The 14,971-nt window shown below is 69.3% G+C and carries 12 protein-coding genes; 7 read left to right on the top strand and 5 right to left on the bottom strand.

Going from position 1 to position 14,971, the window contains the following annotated elements; translation table 11 throughout:
* Nucleotides 1-96 precede the first annotated feature (96 nt).
* From D7V80_RS43915 to D7V80_RS41415, 3 genes are read left to right on the top strand one after another with little or no spacing between them, the layout of a single operon-like run.
* Nucleotides 97-243 carry a hypothetical protein gene (locus D7V80_RS43915; RefSeq protein WP_370452489.1) on the top strand — a complete coding sequence of 49 codons (147 nt, stop codon included), beginning with the start codon at nucleotides 97-99 and terminating at the stop codon, nucleotides 241-243.
* Nucleotides 240-722 (top strand): DUF6714 family protein, encoded by a 483-nt coding sequence (locus D7V80_RS13400; RefSeq protein ID WP_147447096.1) that lies wholly within the window; start codon nucleotides 240-242, stop codon nucleotides 720-722. Before D7V80_RS43915 ends, D7V80_RS13400 begins: the two co-directional genes overlap by 4 nt.
* An 18-nt stretch (nucleotides 723-740) precedes the next feature.
* A complete protein-coding gene (locus D7V80_RS41415) occupies nucleotides 741-959 on the top strand; it encodes a hypothetical protein (protein WP_147447095.1) in 219 nt (72 codons plus the stop codon).
* A gap of 7 nt (nucleotides 960-966) precedes the next feature.
* On the opposite strand, the gene D7V80_RS13395 is transcribed toward D7V80_RS41415, so the two are convergent.
* Both D7V80_RS13395 and D7V80_RS13390 read right to left on the bottom strand, forming a co-directional pair.
* Nucleotides 967-3,267 carry a Tex family protein gene (locus D7V80_RS13395; RefSeq protein WP_120588528.1) on the bottom strand — a complete coding sequence of 767 codons (2,301 nt, stop codon included), beginning with the start codon at nucleotides 3,265-3,267 and terminating at the stop codon, nucleotides 967-969.
* A 53-nt stretch (nucleotides 3,268-3,320) separates the two neighbouring features.
* The gene (locus tag D7V80_RS13390) at nucleotides 3,321-5,378 is read right to left on the bottom strand and encodes a right-handed parallel beta-helix repeat-containing protein (RefSeq protein WP_120588527.1); all 2,058 of its coding nucleotides are present in this window, start codon (nucleotides 5,376-5,378) and stop codon (nucleotides 3,321-3,323) included.
* A gap of 290 nt (nucleotides 5,379-5,668) precedes the next feature.
* Between D7V80_RS13390 and D7V80_RS13385 the strand changes: the two genes are divergently transcribed.
* Nucleotides 5,669-8,719, top strand: coding sequence for a beta-sandwich domain-containing protein (locus D7V80_RS13385; RefSeq protein ID WP_158616624.1), 3,051 nt, complete (start codon nucleotides 5,669-5,671; stop codon nucleotides 8,717-8,719).
* Nucleotides 8,720-8,803: 84 nt separating this feature from the next.
* On the opposite strand, the gene D7V80_RS13380 is transcribed toward D7V80_RS13385, so the two are convergent.
* The 3 genes from D7V80_RS13380 to D7V80_RS13370 form a co-directional block, all read right to left on the bottom strand.
* A complete protein-coding gene (locus D7V80_RS13380; protein ID WP_120588525.1) occupies nucleotides 8,804-11,023 on the bottom strand; it encodes an alkaline phosphatase in 2,220 nt (739 codons plus the stop codon).
* Nucleotides 11,024-11,192: 169 nt separating this feature from the next.
* Entirely contained in the window at nucleotides 11,193-12,278 is a 1,086-nt protein-coding gene (recA, locus tag D7V80_RS13375) for a recombinase RecA (RefSeq protein WP_014394129.1), read from the bottom strand.
* A 112-nt stretch (nucleotides 12,279-12,390) separates the two neighbouring features.
* On the bottom strand, nucleotides 12,391-13,161 hold the full coding sequence (locus D7V80_RS13370; protein ID WP_120588524.1) for a hypothetical protein: 771 nt from the start codon (nucleotides 13,159-13,161) through the stop codon (nucleotides 12,391-12,393).
* Between the two features lie 90 nt (nucleotides 13,162-13,251).
* On the opposite strand from D7V80_RS13370, the gene D7V80_RS13365 reads away from it, so the two are divergent.
* The 3 genes from D7V80_RS13365 to D7V80_RS13355 are packed head-to-tail and all read left to right on the top strand — an operon-like array spanning nucleotide 13,252 to nucleotide 14,824.
* On the top strand, nucleotides 13,252-13,854 hold the full coding sequence (locus D7V80_RS13365) for an RNA polymerase sigma factor (protein ID WP_120588523.1): 603 nt from the start codon (nucleotides 13,252-13,254) through the stop codon (nucleotides 13,852-13,854).
* Entirely contained in the window at nucleotides 13,851-14,330 is a 480-nt protein-coding gene (locus tag D7V80_RS13360) for an anti-sigma factor (protein WP_120588522.1), read from the top strand. Before D7V80_RS13365 ends, D7V80_RS13360 begins: the two co-directional genes overlap by 4 nt.
* Nucleotides 14,330-14,824: a DUF3106 domain-containing protein gene (locus D7V80_RS13355; RefSeq protein ID WP_120588521.1), complete on the top strand. Its 495-nt coding sequence runs from the start codon at nucleotides 14,330-14,332 to the stop codon at nucleotides 14,822-14,824. The genes D7V80_RS13360 and D7V80_RS13355 overlap by 1 nt, the downstream gene beginning before the upstream one ends.
* The last annotated feature ends 147 nt before the right edge of the window (nucleotides 14,825-14,971 follow it).

Genomic DNA, 14,971 nt, shown 5'->3' with positions numbered 1-14,971 from the left:
GCGGTTGGCACGGCATGCAAGACCCAGAGCATGAGCTGCAACGCAACAATGTCCTGCGTGGACTTGACGGTTCAATGGAACCGTTTTGAGAACTGAATCCAAGCCCGTAGGACCTTGATGAATCGATGCTTTCGCGGCGGCGATGCGGAGCATCGGAGCGTCCTTGAAGGCTATGAGAGAGGGCAAGCTCGCTGCACGGAGTTCATTCGCGTCCGATGCAGTCCCAATGAGAAATGCCAATGAGCGATGACGACCTGCGACGCCTCATAGAGCACGCCTTCTCAGGTGTTCCCCGCCCCGAGAAGAAACGTGTCGCCTATGCACGCGGTGCATGGGAGACGCCAAAACTCGTTCGAGACTTCGGGGGGCGCGATTGGAAGGACGTCCCAATAGAGAAGGTGCGCGACCATGCGGCGCATCTCTCGCTGTTCAGCCCGGAGGCACTCGCCTACTACCTTCCGGCCTATCTCAGCGCGGCGCTCGTGGATCTTGATGTGCGCGACTTTCTCCTGTCCTCATTGACCATCTCTGATGAAGCACAGCCAGACCTACGCGCCTTCTTCCTTCGCAGGTTTGACCGATTGAGCCCGCCCCAAAGGAGCGCCATCCGGATGTTCCTCATCCACATGAGGGACGCATCCACTTCGCCTGTCTCCAAGCAGTCCTGGTCCCAAGCGTTGGAGACGTATTGGGCGAACGGGGATCACGGCGGATCCCTGTAAGACTCGTACCTAGCTGGCATGCCCACCCAGCAGCCACTGGGGAAGCAAGCCAGGGAACTCGGCTTCGAAGGCTTGAACATCCTTGACGAGCTGCTGGACAGACGCGTCGCGCAGTGGCTCTTGGGATTGCAAGGTGTCTGCACACCGGGCACGCAACCACTCGATATCCAAAACCGGGGCGCCTGGCCTTTCCAAAAGCCCTTGAAGAACTCCGGCCAGGTCGCGAACCCAATCTGACATGTGATCAGCGCTTCAACTTCGAGAACGGATTGTTGAACGGCTCCGGCTTCTTCTGCGGCGGAGCCTGATTCGCCGGCTTCTGCGCCGGACGCTGCGGAGCCGGTGAACTGACAGGCTTCGCCTGCGCCGGCCGTCCCGACGGCTGCGGCGCCCCACCCTCCAGCACCGCCCGCACGGACAAGGCCAGACGCTTGCGCGCCAGGTCCACGGACAGGACCTTCACCGTCAGCCGGTCGCCCACCTTGGCCACCTCTGACGGATCCTTGATGAAGCGCGCCGCCAGCTGCGACACGTGCACCAGGCCGTCCTGATGCACGCCCACGTCCACGAACGCGCCGAACGCCGTCACGTTCGTCACCACGCCCTGCAACACCATCCCCTCCTTCACGTCCTCCAGCGTGCGCAGGTCGTCCCGCGTCGCGTGCGCCGTGAAGTCACCACGCGGGTCGCGGCTCGGCTTCTCCAGCTCCGCCAGGATGTCCTTCAGCGTCAGCTCGCCCAGCTCCGGTCCCAGGTAGCGCTTCGCTTCAATCTGGCGCACCAGCGCCGCGTTCCCCACCAGCGACGCCACGTCCACGCCCAGGTCCTTCGCCATCCGCTCCACGACCGTGTAGCGCTCCGGGTGCACCGCGCTCGAATCCAGCGGCTCCGGCCCTCGCACCCGCAGGAAGCCCGCCGCCTGCTCGAACGTCTTCGGCCCCAGGCCGCTCACCTTGAGCAGCTCCCGCCGCGTGGTGAAGCGCCCCTTCGCCGCCCGGTGCGCCACCAGCTTCTTCGCCAGCGACGGCCCCACTCCGGACACATGCTCCAGCAACTGCGGTGACGCCGTGTTCACGTCCACGCCCACCGCGTTCACGCACGAGTCCACCACCTCGCCCAGCTTCTTCTTCAAGAGGCCCTGGTCCACGTCGTGCTGGTACTGCCCCACCCCGATGCTCTTCGGGTCGATCTTCACCAGCTCCGCCAGCGGATCCTGCAAGCGCCGGCCAATCGACACCGCCCCGCGCAGCGACACGTCCAGCTCCGGGAACTCCTCACGCGCCACCTCCGACGCGGAGTAGATGGACGCGCCCTGCTCGCTCACCGACACCACGGGGACCTGCACACCCATCGCCTTCAGCGTGTCCCGCGTGAAGACCTCCGCCTCCCGGCTGCCCGTGCCGTTGCCCACGGCGATGAGCTCCGGCTTGTGCTTGCGCACCACCGCCTCCAGCAGCTTCGCCGCGCGCGCCCGCTCGTCCGCGCTCCGCTCCGAATAGAGCGTCGTCGTCTCCACCACCGTCCCCGTCGCGTCCAGCATCACCAGCTTGATGCCCGTGCGCAGCCCCGGGTCCAACGCCAGCACCGCCCGAGCCCCGGCCGGCGCCGCCAGCAGCAGATGCCGCAGGTTCTCCCCGAACACCCCGATGGCGCCCTTGTCCGCGCGCTCCTTCAGCTCCGCGCGCAGCTCCGACTCCAGCGACGGCCCCATCAGCCGGTCCCACCCATCCTCCACCGCCGCGCGCAGCTCGCCCGCGAACAGCGACTGCGGCCGGGTCACCACCCGTCCGGTGAAGAGCCCCTTCACCTCGTCGTCCGGCAGGCCCAGCTTCACCTTCAGCACGCCCTCCTCCTCGCCGCGCAACAGCGCCAGCACGCGGTGGGACGGGGCCTGGGACAGCGGCTCCTCGTGGCCGTAGTAGTTCTCGAACTTGGTCGTCTCGCCCTTCTTCGCGGGCACCACGTCCGAGCGCAGCGTGCCCCGCCGCGTGCACAGGTCGCGGGCCTCGCGGCGCAGCTTCGCGTCCTCCGCCACCCGCTCCGCGCAGATGTCCCGCGCGCCCGCCAGCGCCTGCGCCACGTCCGCCACGCCCTTGTCCGCGCTCACGTAGGGCTTCACCCGCGCGTCCAGGTTCTCCCCGCGCTGGCCCTCCTGCTTCCACACCAGGTCCGCCAGCGGCTCCAGCCCCTTCTCCCGGGCGATGGCCGCGCGCGTGCGGCGCTTGGGCTTGTACGGCAGGTACAGGTCCTCCAGCTCCGCGCGCGTGCGCGCCGCCTGGAGCGCCTTCTTCAGCTCCGGCGTCAGCTTCCCCTGCTCCTCGATGCTGCGCAGGATGGTGTCGCGCCGCCCGTCCAGCTCCGCGCGCTCCGTGGCCTTGTCCAGGATGGACTGGATCTGAACCTCATCCAGTCCCCCCGTGGCCTCCTTGCGGTAGCGCGCGATGAAGGGGACCGTGCCTCCCTCTTCGTGCAGTGCGAGGGTCCGGTCCACCTGCTCCGGCTTGATGCCCAGCTCCTGGGCCAACGCGGCGGCATAGACGTGCATGGCGCCCGTCTATACCCCGGTCCGCCCGCGCCTCCCAGAGACGCGCCGCTGCCCTACTGCCGCACCAGACGGATGACATCCAAGGCCACGTTGTAGCCCGTGCTCGCCGCGTTCTTCCCAACAGTCGTGAACGTGAACGCCTGGGGCTCCAGGTCCGTGAACGTCACCGTCCCCAGCTCCACCTCCACGAACTGCGTGGTGGCGGAATACTCGTCCCGCGTCCCGCCCACCGCCACCCCGTTCACATCCAGCCGGTACTGCCCCCGCCCGTTGTTGCGCTTGGTCCGCACCCGCACCGCGAACGTGCCCACCGTGCGCGGATAGAGCGTGTACGTCACCTTCGCGCCCACCGCGTTCGTGTTGTGGTAGCGCACCCCGCCCAGCTCCGGCCCCGCCTCAACGCCGGTGGACGACGGGTCCGGGGTGCTCGTCGGCTTCAGGTTCTCCGCCTGGTACACCAGCACCCGCGCGTCATGCTCCACCGCGCGCCCCAGCCGCTTCTGCACCTGGTCCACGTAGAGCGACTGCGGCACCAGCTCGTTCCCGGACTGCGCCACCTCCACCAGGTCCGCGGGGGCCGTCTTCGTCGTCACCGCCGCGTTCACCTCCGTCGCGCTGCCGCGCATCCCAATTACATACCCCTGCCCGTACTGCTGCGAGCGCACCACGCTGTTCCCCCCGTACGGCGGCGGCTTCGCCCCGTTGGTGTTCCAGAACACGCTCTCCGTCGTGGTGACGCCGTGGCTCGTGGTGCCGTAGGGCGAGCGGTCCGCCGCCTCGAAGCGCTCCAGGTACAGCGTGGTGTTGTCCACCAGGTTCGCCGCGCTCAGGTGCATGTGGAAGTCGGACACCTTCTCGCCGTTGGACACGCGGTTGTTGAACAGCACGTTGCCGGTGGTGTGCATGGAGCGGAAGTCGAAGTTGTGCCGCCCGCCGTACGCCACGCTGTCCTTCACCAGGCTGTCGCTGCTCCGGATGGAATACAGGTACCCGTTTCCGCCACCGCCCTTGTACTGGGGCTTGTCGATTTCACACCCCTCCACCGTGACGTTGCGCGCGTAGTTCAGGTCGATGCCGTTGGACAGCACATGCACGTCCTGCGTGTTGGACGGCGGCCGGTAGGAATTGACGCCGCGCACCCAGCCATCCACCACGTGGTTCATCAAGAGCGCCGTGGACTCGTGCACCTGGTACGCGCCGGTGCCCTGCACCGTGTAGTCCTCCTCGGCCAGGCCCGGCGTGGGGTTCTCCCGCATGCCGATGGCCAGGTGCTCCACGCCCACCTCCGACAGGTGCGCGGGCACGCGGTACACCCGCGCGTTGTCGCGCATCAGCAGCCCCTGTCGCAGCGGGATGTCCAGCGTCAGCATCCGCGTGGCCGCGTCCACCGCCACCACCCGCCGGTAGAAGGACGGGCCGGGCAGCGACGTCCACTCCGTGCCCATGTTCAGCTCCGCGCTGCGCGTCGCCGTCAGGTCCGCTCGCACCACCACCCAGGTGCCCACGGTGTAGCCGGACACGCTCGCCACCTGGACACGAGTCGCCTGGTTGGGCGCGTCCTGCGTCAGCGCCACCGACGCCGTCGAAGCCGACGTCCACGACACCGTCGTGTCGCGCGGCCCCACCTGCACCACGCGCTTGCTGCGCATGTCCGTGGCGGAGTTGTAGAGGAACGTGGACGTGGCCCCCTGTCCGCGCAGCACCACGTTGCTGTACCGGATGAGCAGCGCGTACGGCTTGCCCACGGGCGGCGCCACCCGGTACGTGCCCCGAGGCAGGTACACCGCCCCGCCGCCCGCCACCGCCCCCGCGTCGTCGAGCGCCTGCTGCAACACCGCCGTCACGTCCGACGCCCCCGTGTTGTCCGCGAAGTACGGCGCCTGCGTCACGTCCAGCACCCGGTCCGTCCGCAACGGCGGCTCCGCCTGCCGCATCTGGTAGCCCGCGTAGGAGAAGTCATGCAGGAACCGCGACGGGTTGCCCGGCTGCGAGTACCCCGGCGTCCACGTCGACGGATACAGCACGCTGCGCCAGGGCGCCGCTTCCGCCACTCCCACGGCCACGCTCAGCCCTGCTCCCAGCAGTCCCTGCCATCCCTTGCGCGCGCCCACGTTGTGCTCCTCCCCGGTGTCGGGTCCGGACTCCCCTCATGGGGAGACGTGCTCAAGGAAATCAAAATAAACAAGGAAAAATCAAAATACCCGTCCCTGCCAGGATTGGGGGGTGGCTCTCCATGAGCGCCCGGGTCAGAATCCGCTTTCCCCCGCCAACGCCTCACCGCCTGTCATTGCTCTTCATGCGCCTCGCACGCTCTTCCTGGCTCTGCCTCCTTCTTGTCCTGACCGCGGCCTGCAACGGCCCCGGCGAATCCCCCCTGCCGCCGCCCGACGCAGGCCCATTCGTGGGCCGGGTCTCCGGGCAGGTCGTGCTCGACGACGCGGCCCCACCGGAGGGAATCACGGTCACGGTGCAGGGCACCGAGCTTGAGGCGACGACCGACACGGAGGGCCGCTTCACGCTGGTGGACGTCACGCCGGGCGCCCATACCCTGATCGTGCGCAAGCCCCTCTACCGTGAAGCAAGTGAAGCCGTGGCGGTGAAGGCGCGTGAGACCACGTCCGCGACGCTCACGCTCCAGCGCGAGCGAGGCGGCCTCACGGGCACCGTGCAGTTGGAAGGAGGCGCCAGCGCGGAGGGCCTCACCGTCGCGCTGACGGGCACCTCGCACCAGACCCAGACGGACGCGCAGGGCCACTTCGTCTTCACGGCGCTGCCCACGGGCTCATACACCGTGGAGGTGCTGAAGGAGACGTATGCGCCGGTCCAGGAGACGGTGGAGGTGGCAGTGGATGCCCAGGCCTCCGTCACCCTGTCCCTCCAGCGCGAGCGCGGGACGGTGGCCGGGACCCTGCAACTGGAGGGCGGAGGGAGCGCTGGGGGCATCGCGGTGCTGCTCGTCGGCACGGACTTCAGCACCGTCACGGACGCGGAGGGCCACTTCACGTTCACCGGGGTCCCCACGGGCACGTACACGCTGCGCGCCCAGCACGCTGGCTACGTCCAGCACGAGCAGCAGGTCGAGGTGAAGACGGCGACGGAAGCCTCTGTCACCCAGACGCTGTCACGCGAGCGCGGCTCCGTGGCGGGCACCTTCCAACTGGAAGGAGTCGCGAGCGCCGGAAACATCGCGGTGCTGCTCGTGGACACGAGCTTCAGCACCCAGACGAATGCCCAGGGACAGTTCAGCCTCACGGGCGTCCCTACGGGCACGTACACCCTGCGCGCACAGCTCAACGCCTACGTCCCGTACGAGCAGCAGGTGGAGATCCGCGCGGGCGCGCAGACCTCCGTCACCCAGACGCTGTCACGCGAGCGCGGCAGCGTGGCGGGCACCTTGCTCCTGGAAGGAGGCGCGGACGCCAGGGACATCGCGGTTCAACTCGTCGGCACGGACCACTCCGCGCTCACGGACTCGGAGGGCCACTTCACGTTCACCGAAGTCCTCACGGGCATGTACACCCTGCGCGTGCGGCGCGATGGCTACGATCCGTATCAGCAGACAGTGGAGGTGCGCGCGAACGCGCAGACGTCCATCTCCCAGACGCTGACCCGCGAGCGCGGCACCGTGGTCGGGCTGTTCCAGCTGGAAGGCGGAGGGAGCGCCGCGGACATCGCGGTGCAACTCGTCGGCACGGAGCACGCCACGGTCACGGACGCGGAGGGCCGCTTCACGCTCACCGGGGTCATTACGGGCACGTATCCCCTGCGCGCCTCGCGCGACGGTTACGCCCAGTACGAGCAACAGGTGGAGGTCCGCGCGAACGCGCAGTCCTCCGTCTCCCAGACGCTGACCCGCGAGCGCGGCACCGTGGCGGGCACCGTCCTCCTGGAGGGTGGCGTCGGCGTCGCGAACATCGAAGTCGCGCTCGTGGACACGGACTTCACCACCCAGACGAACGACCAGGGCGCCTTCGCCCTCACGGGCATCCCCACGGGCACGTACACCCTGCGCGCGCGGCGCGACACCTATCTCCCGTATGAACAGCAGGTGGAGGTGCGCGCGAACGCGCAGACGTCCGTCTCCGGGCTCCTCTACCGGGAGCGCGGCGACGTCACCGGACGCGTCGTACTGGAGGACGGCGAGAGCGCCGCGAACCTCACGGTCATCGCCGACGGCCCGGAGCGGATGGGCACGACGACGGACGCGGAGGGCCGCTTCTCCATGCCCGGGCTGCTCACCGGGGCCTATACGGTCTCCGCCTTCAAGGACCACTACGTCAGCCCGGAGGTTCCCGTGGAGGTCCGCCTGGACGAGCCGGCGACGGTCGAGCTCACCCTCACCCGGGCGGGGGCGCCCACCCTCGTCCTGCCCAAGCTGGCGGTCCAGCGCGGGCACCTGGAGCTGACCGGCTCCGGCTTCGGAGCGCAGCGCGGCGAGTCCCACGTGTCCGTGGGCGGCGTTGAAGTTTCCGACTACTTCTTCTGGTCCGACACCCGGGTGATGGTGCGCGTCCCCGCGAACGTCAGCCCGGGTGTGCGCGACGTCGTCCTGAAGCCCGGCCCGTCCTGGCGGCCCGCCGCCACGGTGTCCCTCCGCGTCGTGCGGCAGCAGACCCTGGCGACCTCGAGCCGCGACTGGAACCTGGGCGTCACGCCTGAGAACACCCTCACCGGATGGGGGCCTTCGGCGCCCCTGGGCGGGCAGCTCCCGACCACGGGCGACATCGTGAGCGTCGCGATGGGGGAGTACTTCGGACTGGGCCTCAAGGCCGACGGCACCGTCATCGAATGGGGCGAGTACTACAGCCCCCGGACGCCGGTGCCCGAGGGCCTCTCCAACGTCGTCGCCATCGCGGCGGCCTCGAACATCGCGGCGGCGCTGCTGCGGGACGGGACGGTCGTGGCCTGGGGCGGCCTCGAGTACGACCGGACGAAGGTCCCCCAGGGCCTCCAGGACGTGGTGGCCCTCTCCGTGTCCATGTACTTCTCGCTGGCGCTCAAGGCGGACGGCACCGTCGTCACCTGGGGACGCAATGAGTACGGGCAGGTCAGCACTCCTCCGCAGGACCTGTCCGGCGTGACGGCCATCGGGGGCAACGCCTTCGGCAGCGCCGCGATCCTCTCGGATGGCAACCTCCGGGGCTGGGACTTCGGCGCCAGCCACAACGGCTACGAGAGCGTCACGGATCCGGTCGGCTTCATCGACCTGCGCGGCGGTTACGATGTCCTCGTGGCCCTCCGGAAGGACGGCACCCTGCGCGCCTGGGGACGCAATGACTACGGGCAGGCGAGCCCGCCCGAGACGCTGACGGGCGTCGTGGACGCGATGCCCATGGGGCCCTTCAACGGCGTCGCGCTGCTCCAGGACGGAACCCTCACGTGGTGGGGCGGGGACGTGAACCCCAACCGGTTGCCCCCGGCCAACCTCATCCTGCGGGTCGCCCCGCGCTGAAGAAGCCCACGGGCACCGCATGAAAAAGGGCCGCGCGGGGAGTGCCCCCACGCGGCCCTTCGCTTCACTTCAGGACCGTCCCGCTCAGGCCGGCTGGATGTCGCTGTTCTTCACGCGGAAGGTCTTCGCGGTGAACTTCGCCTCCAGCTCACTGTCCGCGCGCTTGGAGTAGTCCTTGGCCACCTCTCCGGCGGGGATGAGGTGGAAGGTGGCGAGCGTCTCGTCCGCCTTCACCTCCACCAGCACGAAGCCGTGCGAGTCCGCGTCCGCGAAGCGCAGGCCCGGGTTGGACGCCTGGAGCGTCTTCTCCATCTCCACGACGGCGTGCTGGTACACCGGCGCGCCCGCGGCGTAGCCCGCGCCAATCAGCGCCAGGCTGGCCAGGCTCTTGATGGAGCCGGAGGTGATGGCCGGCGCCGTCAGCGTGGGCACGCCCTCCTCCACCGACGCGAACGACGCGTGGATGTCTCCGGAGAGGAACAGCGTGTTCGTCACGCCCGCCTTGAGCGCGTTGAGCATCACCTTCTTCTTCGTGGGGAAGCCGTCCCACTGGTCCACGCTGAAGTAGAAGCGCTGGCGCAGCGTCGGGTCGCTGATGTCCGCCTGCTGCCGGAAGTCCCAGATGAGCGCCGACAACGACGTGGAGCTCACCACCATCTTCCAGGTGTTCTGCGCCGTGGTGAGGGTCTGCTGGAACCACTCCTCCTGGGCCGGGCCGAACACATCCTCGCTCTTGCCGGCGGTCATCTTGAACTTCACCGCCGCGAACAGGTCGAAGGTGTCCTTCACCACCACGTAGCGCGAGCCCTGGATGTTGAAGAGCGCCGCCTTGCCCATGTGCGCGTACGCCAGGCCCCGGGGCTTGTCCCCGGGCGGAATCACCAGGCCCTTGTTCACCGCCGCCAGCACCTGGTTCACGTAGTAGAGCGCCACCGGACCGGTCACCCACTGGCCGGCCTTCTGCGCGGCCTCCGCGTCCGTCAGGCCCGCCGCCTTCGCCTGGCTCAGGTACACGCCCTGGAGCACCTGCTTCTGGTTCGCGTACGCCGCGTCGTCGATGTTCACGTACGCGAACGTGTCCGTCTGGAACGTCTGCTTCACCGCGTCCGGCTGGTCCTGGAGCGCCGCGCCCAGCAGCGTCGCGTCCAGCACCACGCCGCCCGGATACGCGTCCTCCGGGATGAGGTGGTCCGGCCGGTAGCTGCGGTAGTCCGTCACCAGCAGCTTCAGGTGCTTGCCGTACTCGAAGTCACGGTAGATGCGCGAGTTGGGGAAGCGCGGCTCGCTGCCCACGTCGATGGCGCCCGCGCCGGACTGCGCCGTGTCCAGCGGGATGTACTCCAGGAAGGCCTGCTCCGCGTTCAGCTTGCGGGTGAGCTGCGTCTCGTCCCGCTTGCCGTCCTCGTACGTGGCCACGTCCTGCCAGCAGTCGTCGGAGAACTCGTGGTCGTCCCAGACGATGATGAACGGGTAGCGCTCGTGCACGCCCTGCAGCTGCCGGTCCGTGCGGGTCGTCTTGTAGAGGTCGCGGTAGTTGGACAGCGAGTTCGCCGCCAGGAACGCGGTGAGGCCCGTGCCCTGCGGCAGCGCCTCCTCCGGCGCGCTGAAGCGCATGGCCCGGCCGCCGTCGCCGGACTGGAAGGACGTGTCGCCCGTCGTCTCGTAGACGTAGTCGCCCAGGAACACGACGAAGTCCAGGTCCGCGTCCAGCTGCAACAGCCGCTGCCAGGCGTTGTAGTAGCGGCCAATGAAGTCCTGGCAGCTGGCGAAGACGAACTTCACCGGCACGTCATCCCCCGCCGCGGGCGCGGTGCGCGTGCGCCCGGTGCGCGTGGTGTGCTTCTGGCCGTCCTTCTCGTAGGAGAAGCGGTAGTAGTACGTCGTGCGCGCGGACAGCCCGGTGACCTTCACCTTCACCGCGTGGTCATGCTCCGCCAGCGCCGACAGGTCCTTCTTGTCCAGCACCAGCGTCTTGAAGTCCTCCGTCGGGGAGACCTCCAGCCGCAAGGGCAGGTTGTCCCCGGCGCGGTCCTTGTCCTCCACGCGCACCCACAACACCACGCTGTCCGGACGCGGATCCCCCGACGCCAGCGACTGCGGGAAGTAGGGCGAGCCATCCGAAGCGTCCGTCGAGTCGTCGTCGGAGCATCCAAAGGTCGTCGTCGCCGCGACAGCAACCACGGCTTGCAGGAACGTGCGGCGTTTGAAGGGGTTGAACAAGGCGATGGACTCCCGCGGGAAGCAGGGGTGAAGGGGCTCCCGGTCCGCGAAGTCTAGAGTCGCTCCTCCCTCCACACGAAACATCCCGGCGACAGGCCGGTGATGACGGCGCGCGTCACGGACCCAATCCCTCTCACGGTGAAGAAAAAGGGGCCGGCCCCATCGCTGGAGACCGGCCCCTCTTCTCGCTTCACCCGCCGTGCCGCTCCCCCCGGAGGTGCGCGGCGGTCCATTCCACGAAACGCTTCGCGGGCTACTTCACGGCCTTCACGCGCGGGCGCTTCTCGCCTTCGGCCGGCTCGCTGGGCTCCGCCGCGGGGGCCGCCGCACCGGCCGTCTTGCCAATGCCGTACTTCTCCAGCACCAGGCTCTCGACCTCCTTGTAGGTCTCCGGGTGCTCGCGCAGGTACTCCTTCGCGTTCTCCCGGCCCTGGCCGATGCGCTCTCCCTTGAAGGAGAACCAGCTGCCGCTCTTCTCGATGATGTTCTCGTTGGAGGCCAGGTCGATGAGGTCACCCTCCTTCGAGATGCCCGCGCCGTACATGATGTCGAACTCGACTTCCTTGAACGGCGGCGCCACCTTGTTCTTCACGACCTTCACGCGGGTGCGGCTGCCCACCACGTTCTCGCCGTTCTTGATGGCGCCCACGCGGCGGATGTCCATGCGCTGGGACGCGTAGAACTTCAGCGCGTTGCCGCCCGTGGTCGTCTCAGGGTTGCCGAACATCACGCCAATCTTCATGCGGATCTGGTTGATGAAGATGACGCACGTCTGGCTCTTGGAGATGGTGCCCGTGAGCTTGCGCAGCGCCTGGCTCATGAGGCGGGCCTGCACGCCCATGTGCGCGTCGCCCATCTCGCCCTCGAGTTCCGCCTTCGGCACGAGCGCGGCCACCGAGTCCACCACCAGCACGTCGATGGCGCCGGAGCGCACGAGCATCTCCGCGATTTCGAGGCCCTGCTCACCGGTGTCCGGCTGGGACAGGAGCAGGTCGTCGGTGCGCACGCCCAGCTTGCGCGCGTAGCCCACGTCCATCGCGTGCTCCGCGTCGATGTAGCCGCACACGCCGCCCTTCTTCTGCGCTTCCGCGACGATGTGGAGACACAGCGTCGTCTTGCCGGACGACTCCGGCCCGAAGATTTCGATGATGCGTCCGCGCGGCACGCCGCCCACGCCCAGGGCGATGTCGAGCGAAGTGGACCCCGTCGAAATGGCCTGGACGTCCTTCATCATGGGCTCGTCGTTGCCGAGCCGCATGATGGACCCCTTGCCGAACTGACGCTCCACCGCCGCCAGCGCCAGCTCGATCGCCTTTTCCTTCTCCTGATTCACGGCCATTTCTCGTCGCTCCTTGGAAGAGTGGACCACCCCGGTCCACCTGAACGCGCTTTTAGTACGCGATGGGTAGACCCTAGTCCACCCCTCTGACATCCGTTTCGGGTCCTGGCGGTCAGCTCTTGCGCAGGGCAGCCAGGAAGGCGGCCACCAGCCCGCCCAATCCGGCCGCCCAACCCGCCGGAACCTCTGGCACCAGCACCATCCCCAACCCGACCCCGGACACCACCGTCAGCAGCGCCAGGGCTCCGCGATACAGGGGAGAGCCAACGGAGGCAACCGTCAGCACGGTCAGGGACAGCAGGGTCAAGAGCCCCTGCAGGATGAGCAGCCCGCCGGGCACGACGACGCCTGTGAGCCCCAGCACCACCTGGAGCGCCAGCGCCCCCAGCCCCATGGCCAGGGCCGGGAAGGGCCCTCCCCTGGGAGGCGTCAGCCGCGCGCCCGGGACGGGGGCGTGGGTGAGGTGCTCCAGGTCCTCCGGGCGCACCTCCAGCGCGTAGGGGAAGCCCAGGGACAGCAGGGACTCCACCGCCGTGGCCCGGCAGGAGCGCCCGTCCGAGTCCACCAGCCCGTCCAGGTTGCCCCCCTCCAGCAGCCGGTGGAAGGCGTCCGCCTCCGTCCGGCCTCCGCCCTGCGCCCCCAGCTCCTCCAGGAGCTGGTTGAGGTTCCAGGCCAGGCGCTTCTGTTCGTCCCCCTGCGCCCGCCGGGCCTGCTGCGCCAGCAGGTACATGGGCAGCGGCGAGTCCGTGGGTGGGGTGGGCGTGCCGCCCTGCGCCTGAGGCTCCGACGCGGCCTCCCAGGCCGCCAGGTCCGACGTGGGCTCCGCCTCCCCTGCCGGGTGGGGAGCCGGTGTGCGCGAACGTGGGCGGAAAGCATCGGACACGGTGGCGAAACTGTAACCGGGGCGCCCCGTGGGGTTCAAAGTGGGCGGGCCCGCAACTTCCAGCGGGCAACGGGGTTTGGGGCCTCACGGATGGATTGGGACCCGGACACGCAGGCGATGCTGAAGGTGGCGGCGGGCGACAGGCAGGCCTTCGCCTGGCTCTTCGACCGGCACCACGCGAGCGTGGCGCGCTTCGCGTTCCGCTTCGTGGGGGACGCGGCGCGGGCGGAGGAGCTCACGCAGGACATCTTCGTGAAGCTCTACCGCCACGCGCGCGCCTACAAGCCCACGGCGAAGTTCAAGACGTTCCTCTTCCGGGTGGCGACGAACCACTGCCTCAACGAGCTGCGGCGCGGCGAGTACCGCGTGGCGCGCCTCACGGCGGAGGCCCCGGCGGAGGAAGACGTGGGCGCGATGCGGATGCCAGGGCCCGACGGAGACCGGCCCGACCAGGCGCTGAGCGGCCGGGAGCTGGAGGCGGCGGTGGGCCTGGCCCTGAAGGACTTGAGCGACCGCGAGCGGGCCGCGTTCACCATGTGCCGCTTCGAGGGCATGGCGTACCGGGACATCGCCGAGGCGCTGGAGGCGAGCGAGGCCGCCGTGAAGAGCCTCATCCACCGGGCCACCCTGGCGGTGGCGCGCAGGATTGAAGCGTTGCAGGCGGGCACCGTGCCCGCGAGGAGTCGGGCATGAGCTGTGCGTTCGAAGAGGACCTGACGGCCTGGGTGGACGGGCAGCTGCCGCCCCCGCACCGCGCGAGAGTGGAGGCCCACCTGGGCACCTGCGCGGAGTGCCAGGCGACGGAAAGGCTCCTGCGCCTCACGGTGGCGCGGATGGCGGAGCTGCCCGCCTTCACGCCCTCCCCTTCCGCCCGGCGCGAATTGCTGGCGAGGGTGGACGCGCTGCCGCCCACCTGGCGCGAACGGTTCGCGCACCTCTTGAGGCCCGGCGTGCTCGTACCCTCCGCGGGCCTGGCCGCCGCGGTGGTGCTGACGCTGCTCGTGGCCGGGCGCACGCGCGTGGAGGCGCCCGCGCTGGAGGAGTGGGACCCGGGCGCGCTGGAGGTGGCGGCGAACCTGGAGTTCGTCGAGGACTACGAAGTGCTGGGGCTGGACAGCTCCGAAGACCTGGAGGTCGTCGAGAACCTCCACGAGCTGGGGGTGCCGTGATGCTGGGAAGGATGACCGTCGGCGTGCTGGCGGCGGCGCTGCTCATCGGCATGTCCGCCTCCGCGGCCAACGCCCCCGCGCCCACCGCCGCGGAGCGCTTCGAGAAGCTCCCGCCGGAGCAGAAGGAGGCCCTGCGCGCGAGGCTGCGCGAGTTCAAGGCCATGTCCCCCGAGGAGCAGGCCCGCGTGCGCGCGAACCTCCAGCGCTGGCGGCAGCTGCCTCCAGAGGAGCGCGAGCGGCTGAGGAACAACCTGCGCGACTTCCGGAAGCTGTCGCCCCAGGAGCGGCAGGCGGTGCGTGAGCAGGTGCGCGAGTTGCGCGGCCTCCCCCCGGAGCGCCGCGCGGAGCTGCGCGAACGGGTGCGCGCCTACCTCAAGGAACACCCGGAGCGCCGCGAGCAGATGCTGGAGAACATGCGCCGCTGGCGGCGGATGTCTCCGGAGGAGCGACAGGAGGCACGCGAGCGGCTGCGCGAAAGGCGGCGCAACCCGTGAGGCCCGCGCCCTGGTGGCTGCTGCTGTTCGCGCTGGCGGCTGGCGTGCCCGCGTCCGCGCAGCAGTCCCCGCCATCCGACGAGGTCCCCGCGCCCGCGAAGGCCGTGCCCCCGGAGGCCTCGCCTCCGCCCACCGAGCCCCGCCGGC

It is taken from the genome of Corallococcus sp. CA054B (assembly GCF_003611625.1).
GTDB classification, from domain to species: Bacteria; Myxococcota; Myxococcia; order Myxococcales; family Myxococcaceae; genus Corallococcus; species Corallococcus coralloides.
Note: the sequence above shows the minus strand (reverse complement) of the source record. Positions and strands in the feature narration are given on the sequence as shown.

Coding starts and splice junctions, on each gene's coding strand:
- D7V80_RS13365 (WP_120588523.1), top strand. CDS start 13,252: ATGGATTGGGACCCGGACACGCAGGCGATGCTGAAGGTGGCGGCGGGC.
- D7V80_RS13395 (WP_120588528.1), bottom strand. CDS start 3,267: ATGCACGTCTATGCCGCCGCGTTGGCCCAGGAGCTGGGCATCAAGCCG.
- recA (WP_014394129.1), bottom strand. CDS start 12,278: ATGGCCGTGAATCAGGAGAAGGAAAAGGCGATCGAGCTGGCGCTGGCG.
- D7V80_RS41415 (WP_147447095.1), top strand. CDS start 741: ATGCCCACCCAGCAGCCACTGGGGAAGCAAGCCAGGGAACTCGGCTTC.
- D7V80_RS13360 (WP_120588522.1), top strand. CDS start 13,851: ATGAGCTGTGCGTTCGAAGAGGACCTGACGGCCTGGGTGGACGGGCAG.
- D7V80_RS13400 (WP_147447096.1), top strand. CDS start 240: ATGAGCGATGACGACCTGCGACGCCTCATAGAGCACGCCTTCTCAGGT.
- D7V80_RS13355 (WP_120588521.1), top strand. CDS start 14,330: ATGCTGGGAAGGATGACCGTCGGCGTGCTGGCGGCGGCGCTGCTCATC.
- D7V80_RS13380 (WP_120588525.1), bottom strand. CDS start 11,023: ATGTTTCGTGTGGAGGGAGGAGCGACTCTAGACTTCGCGGACCGGGAG.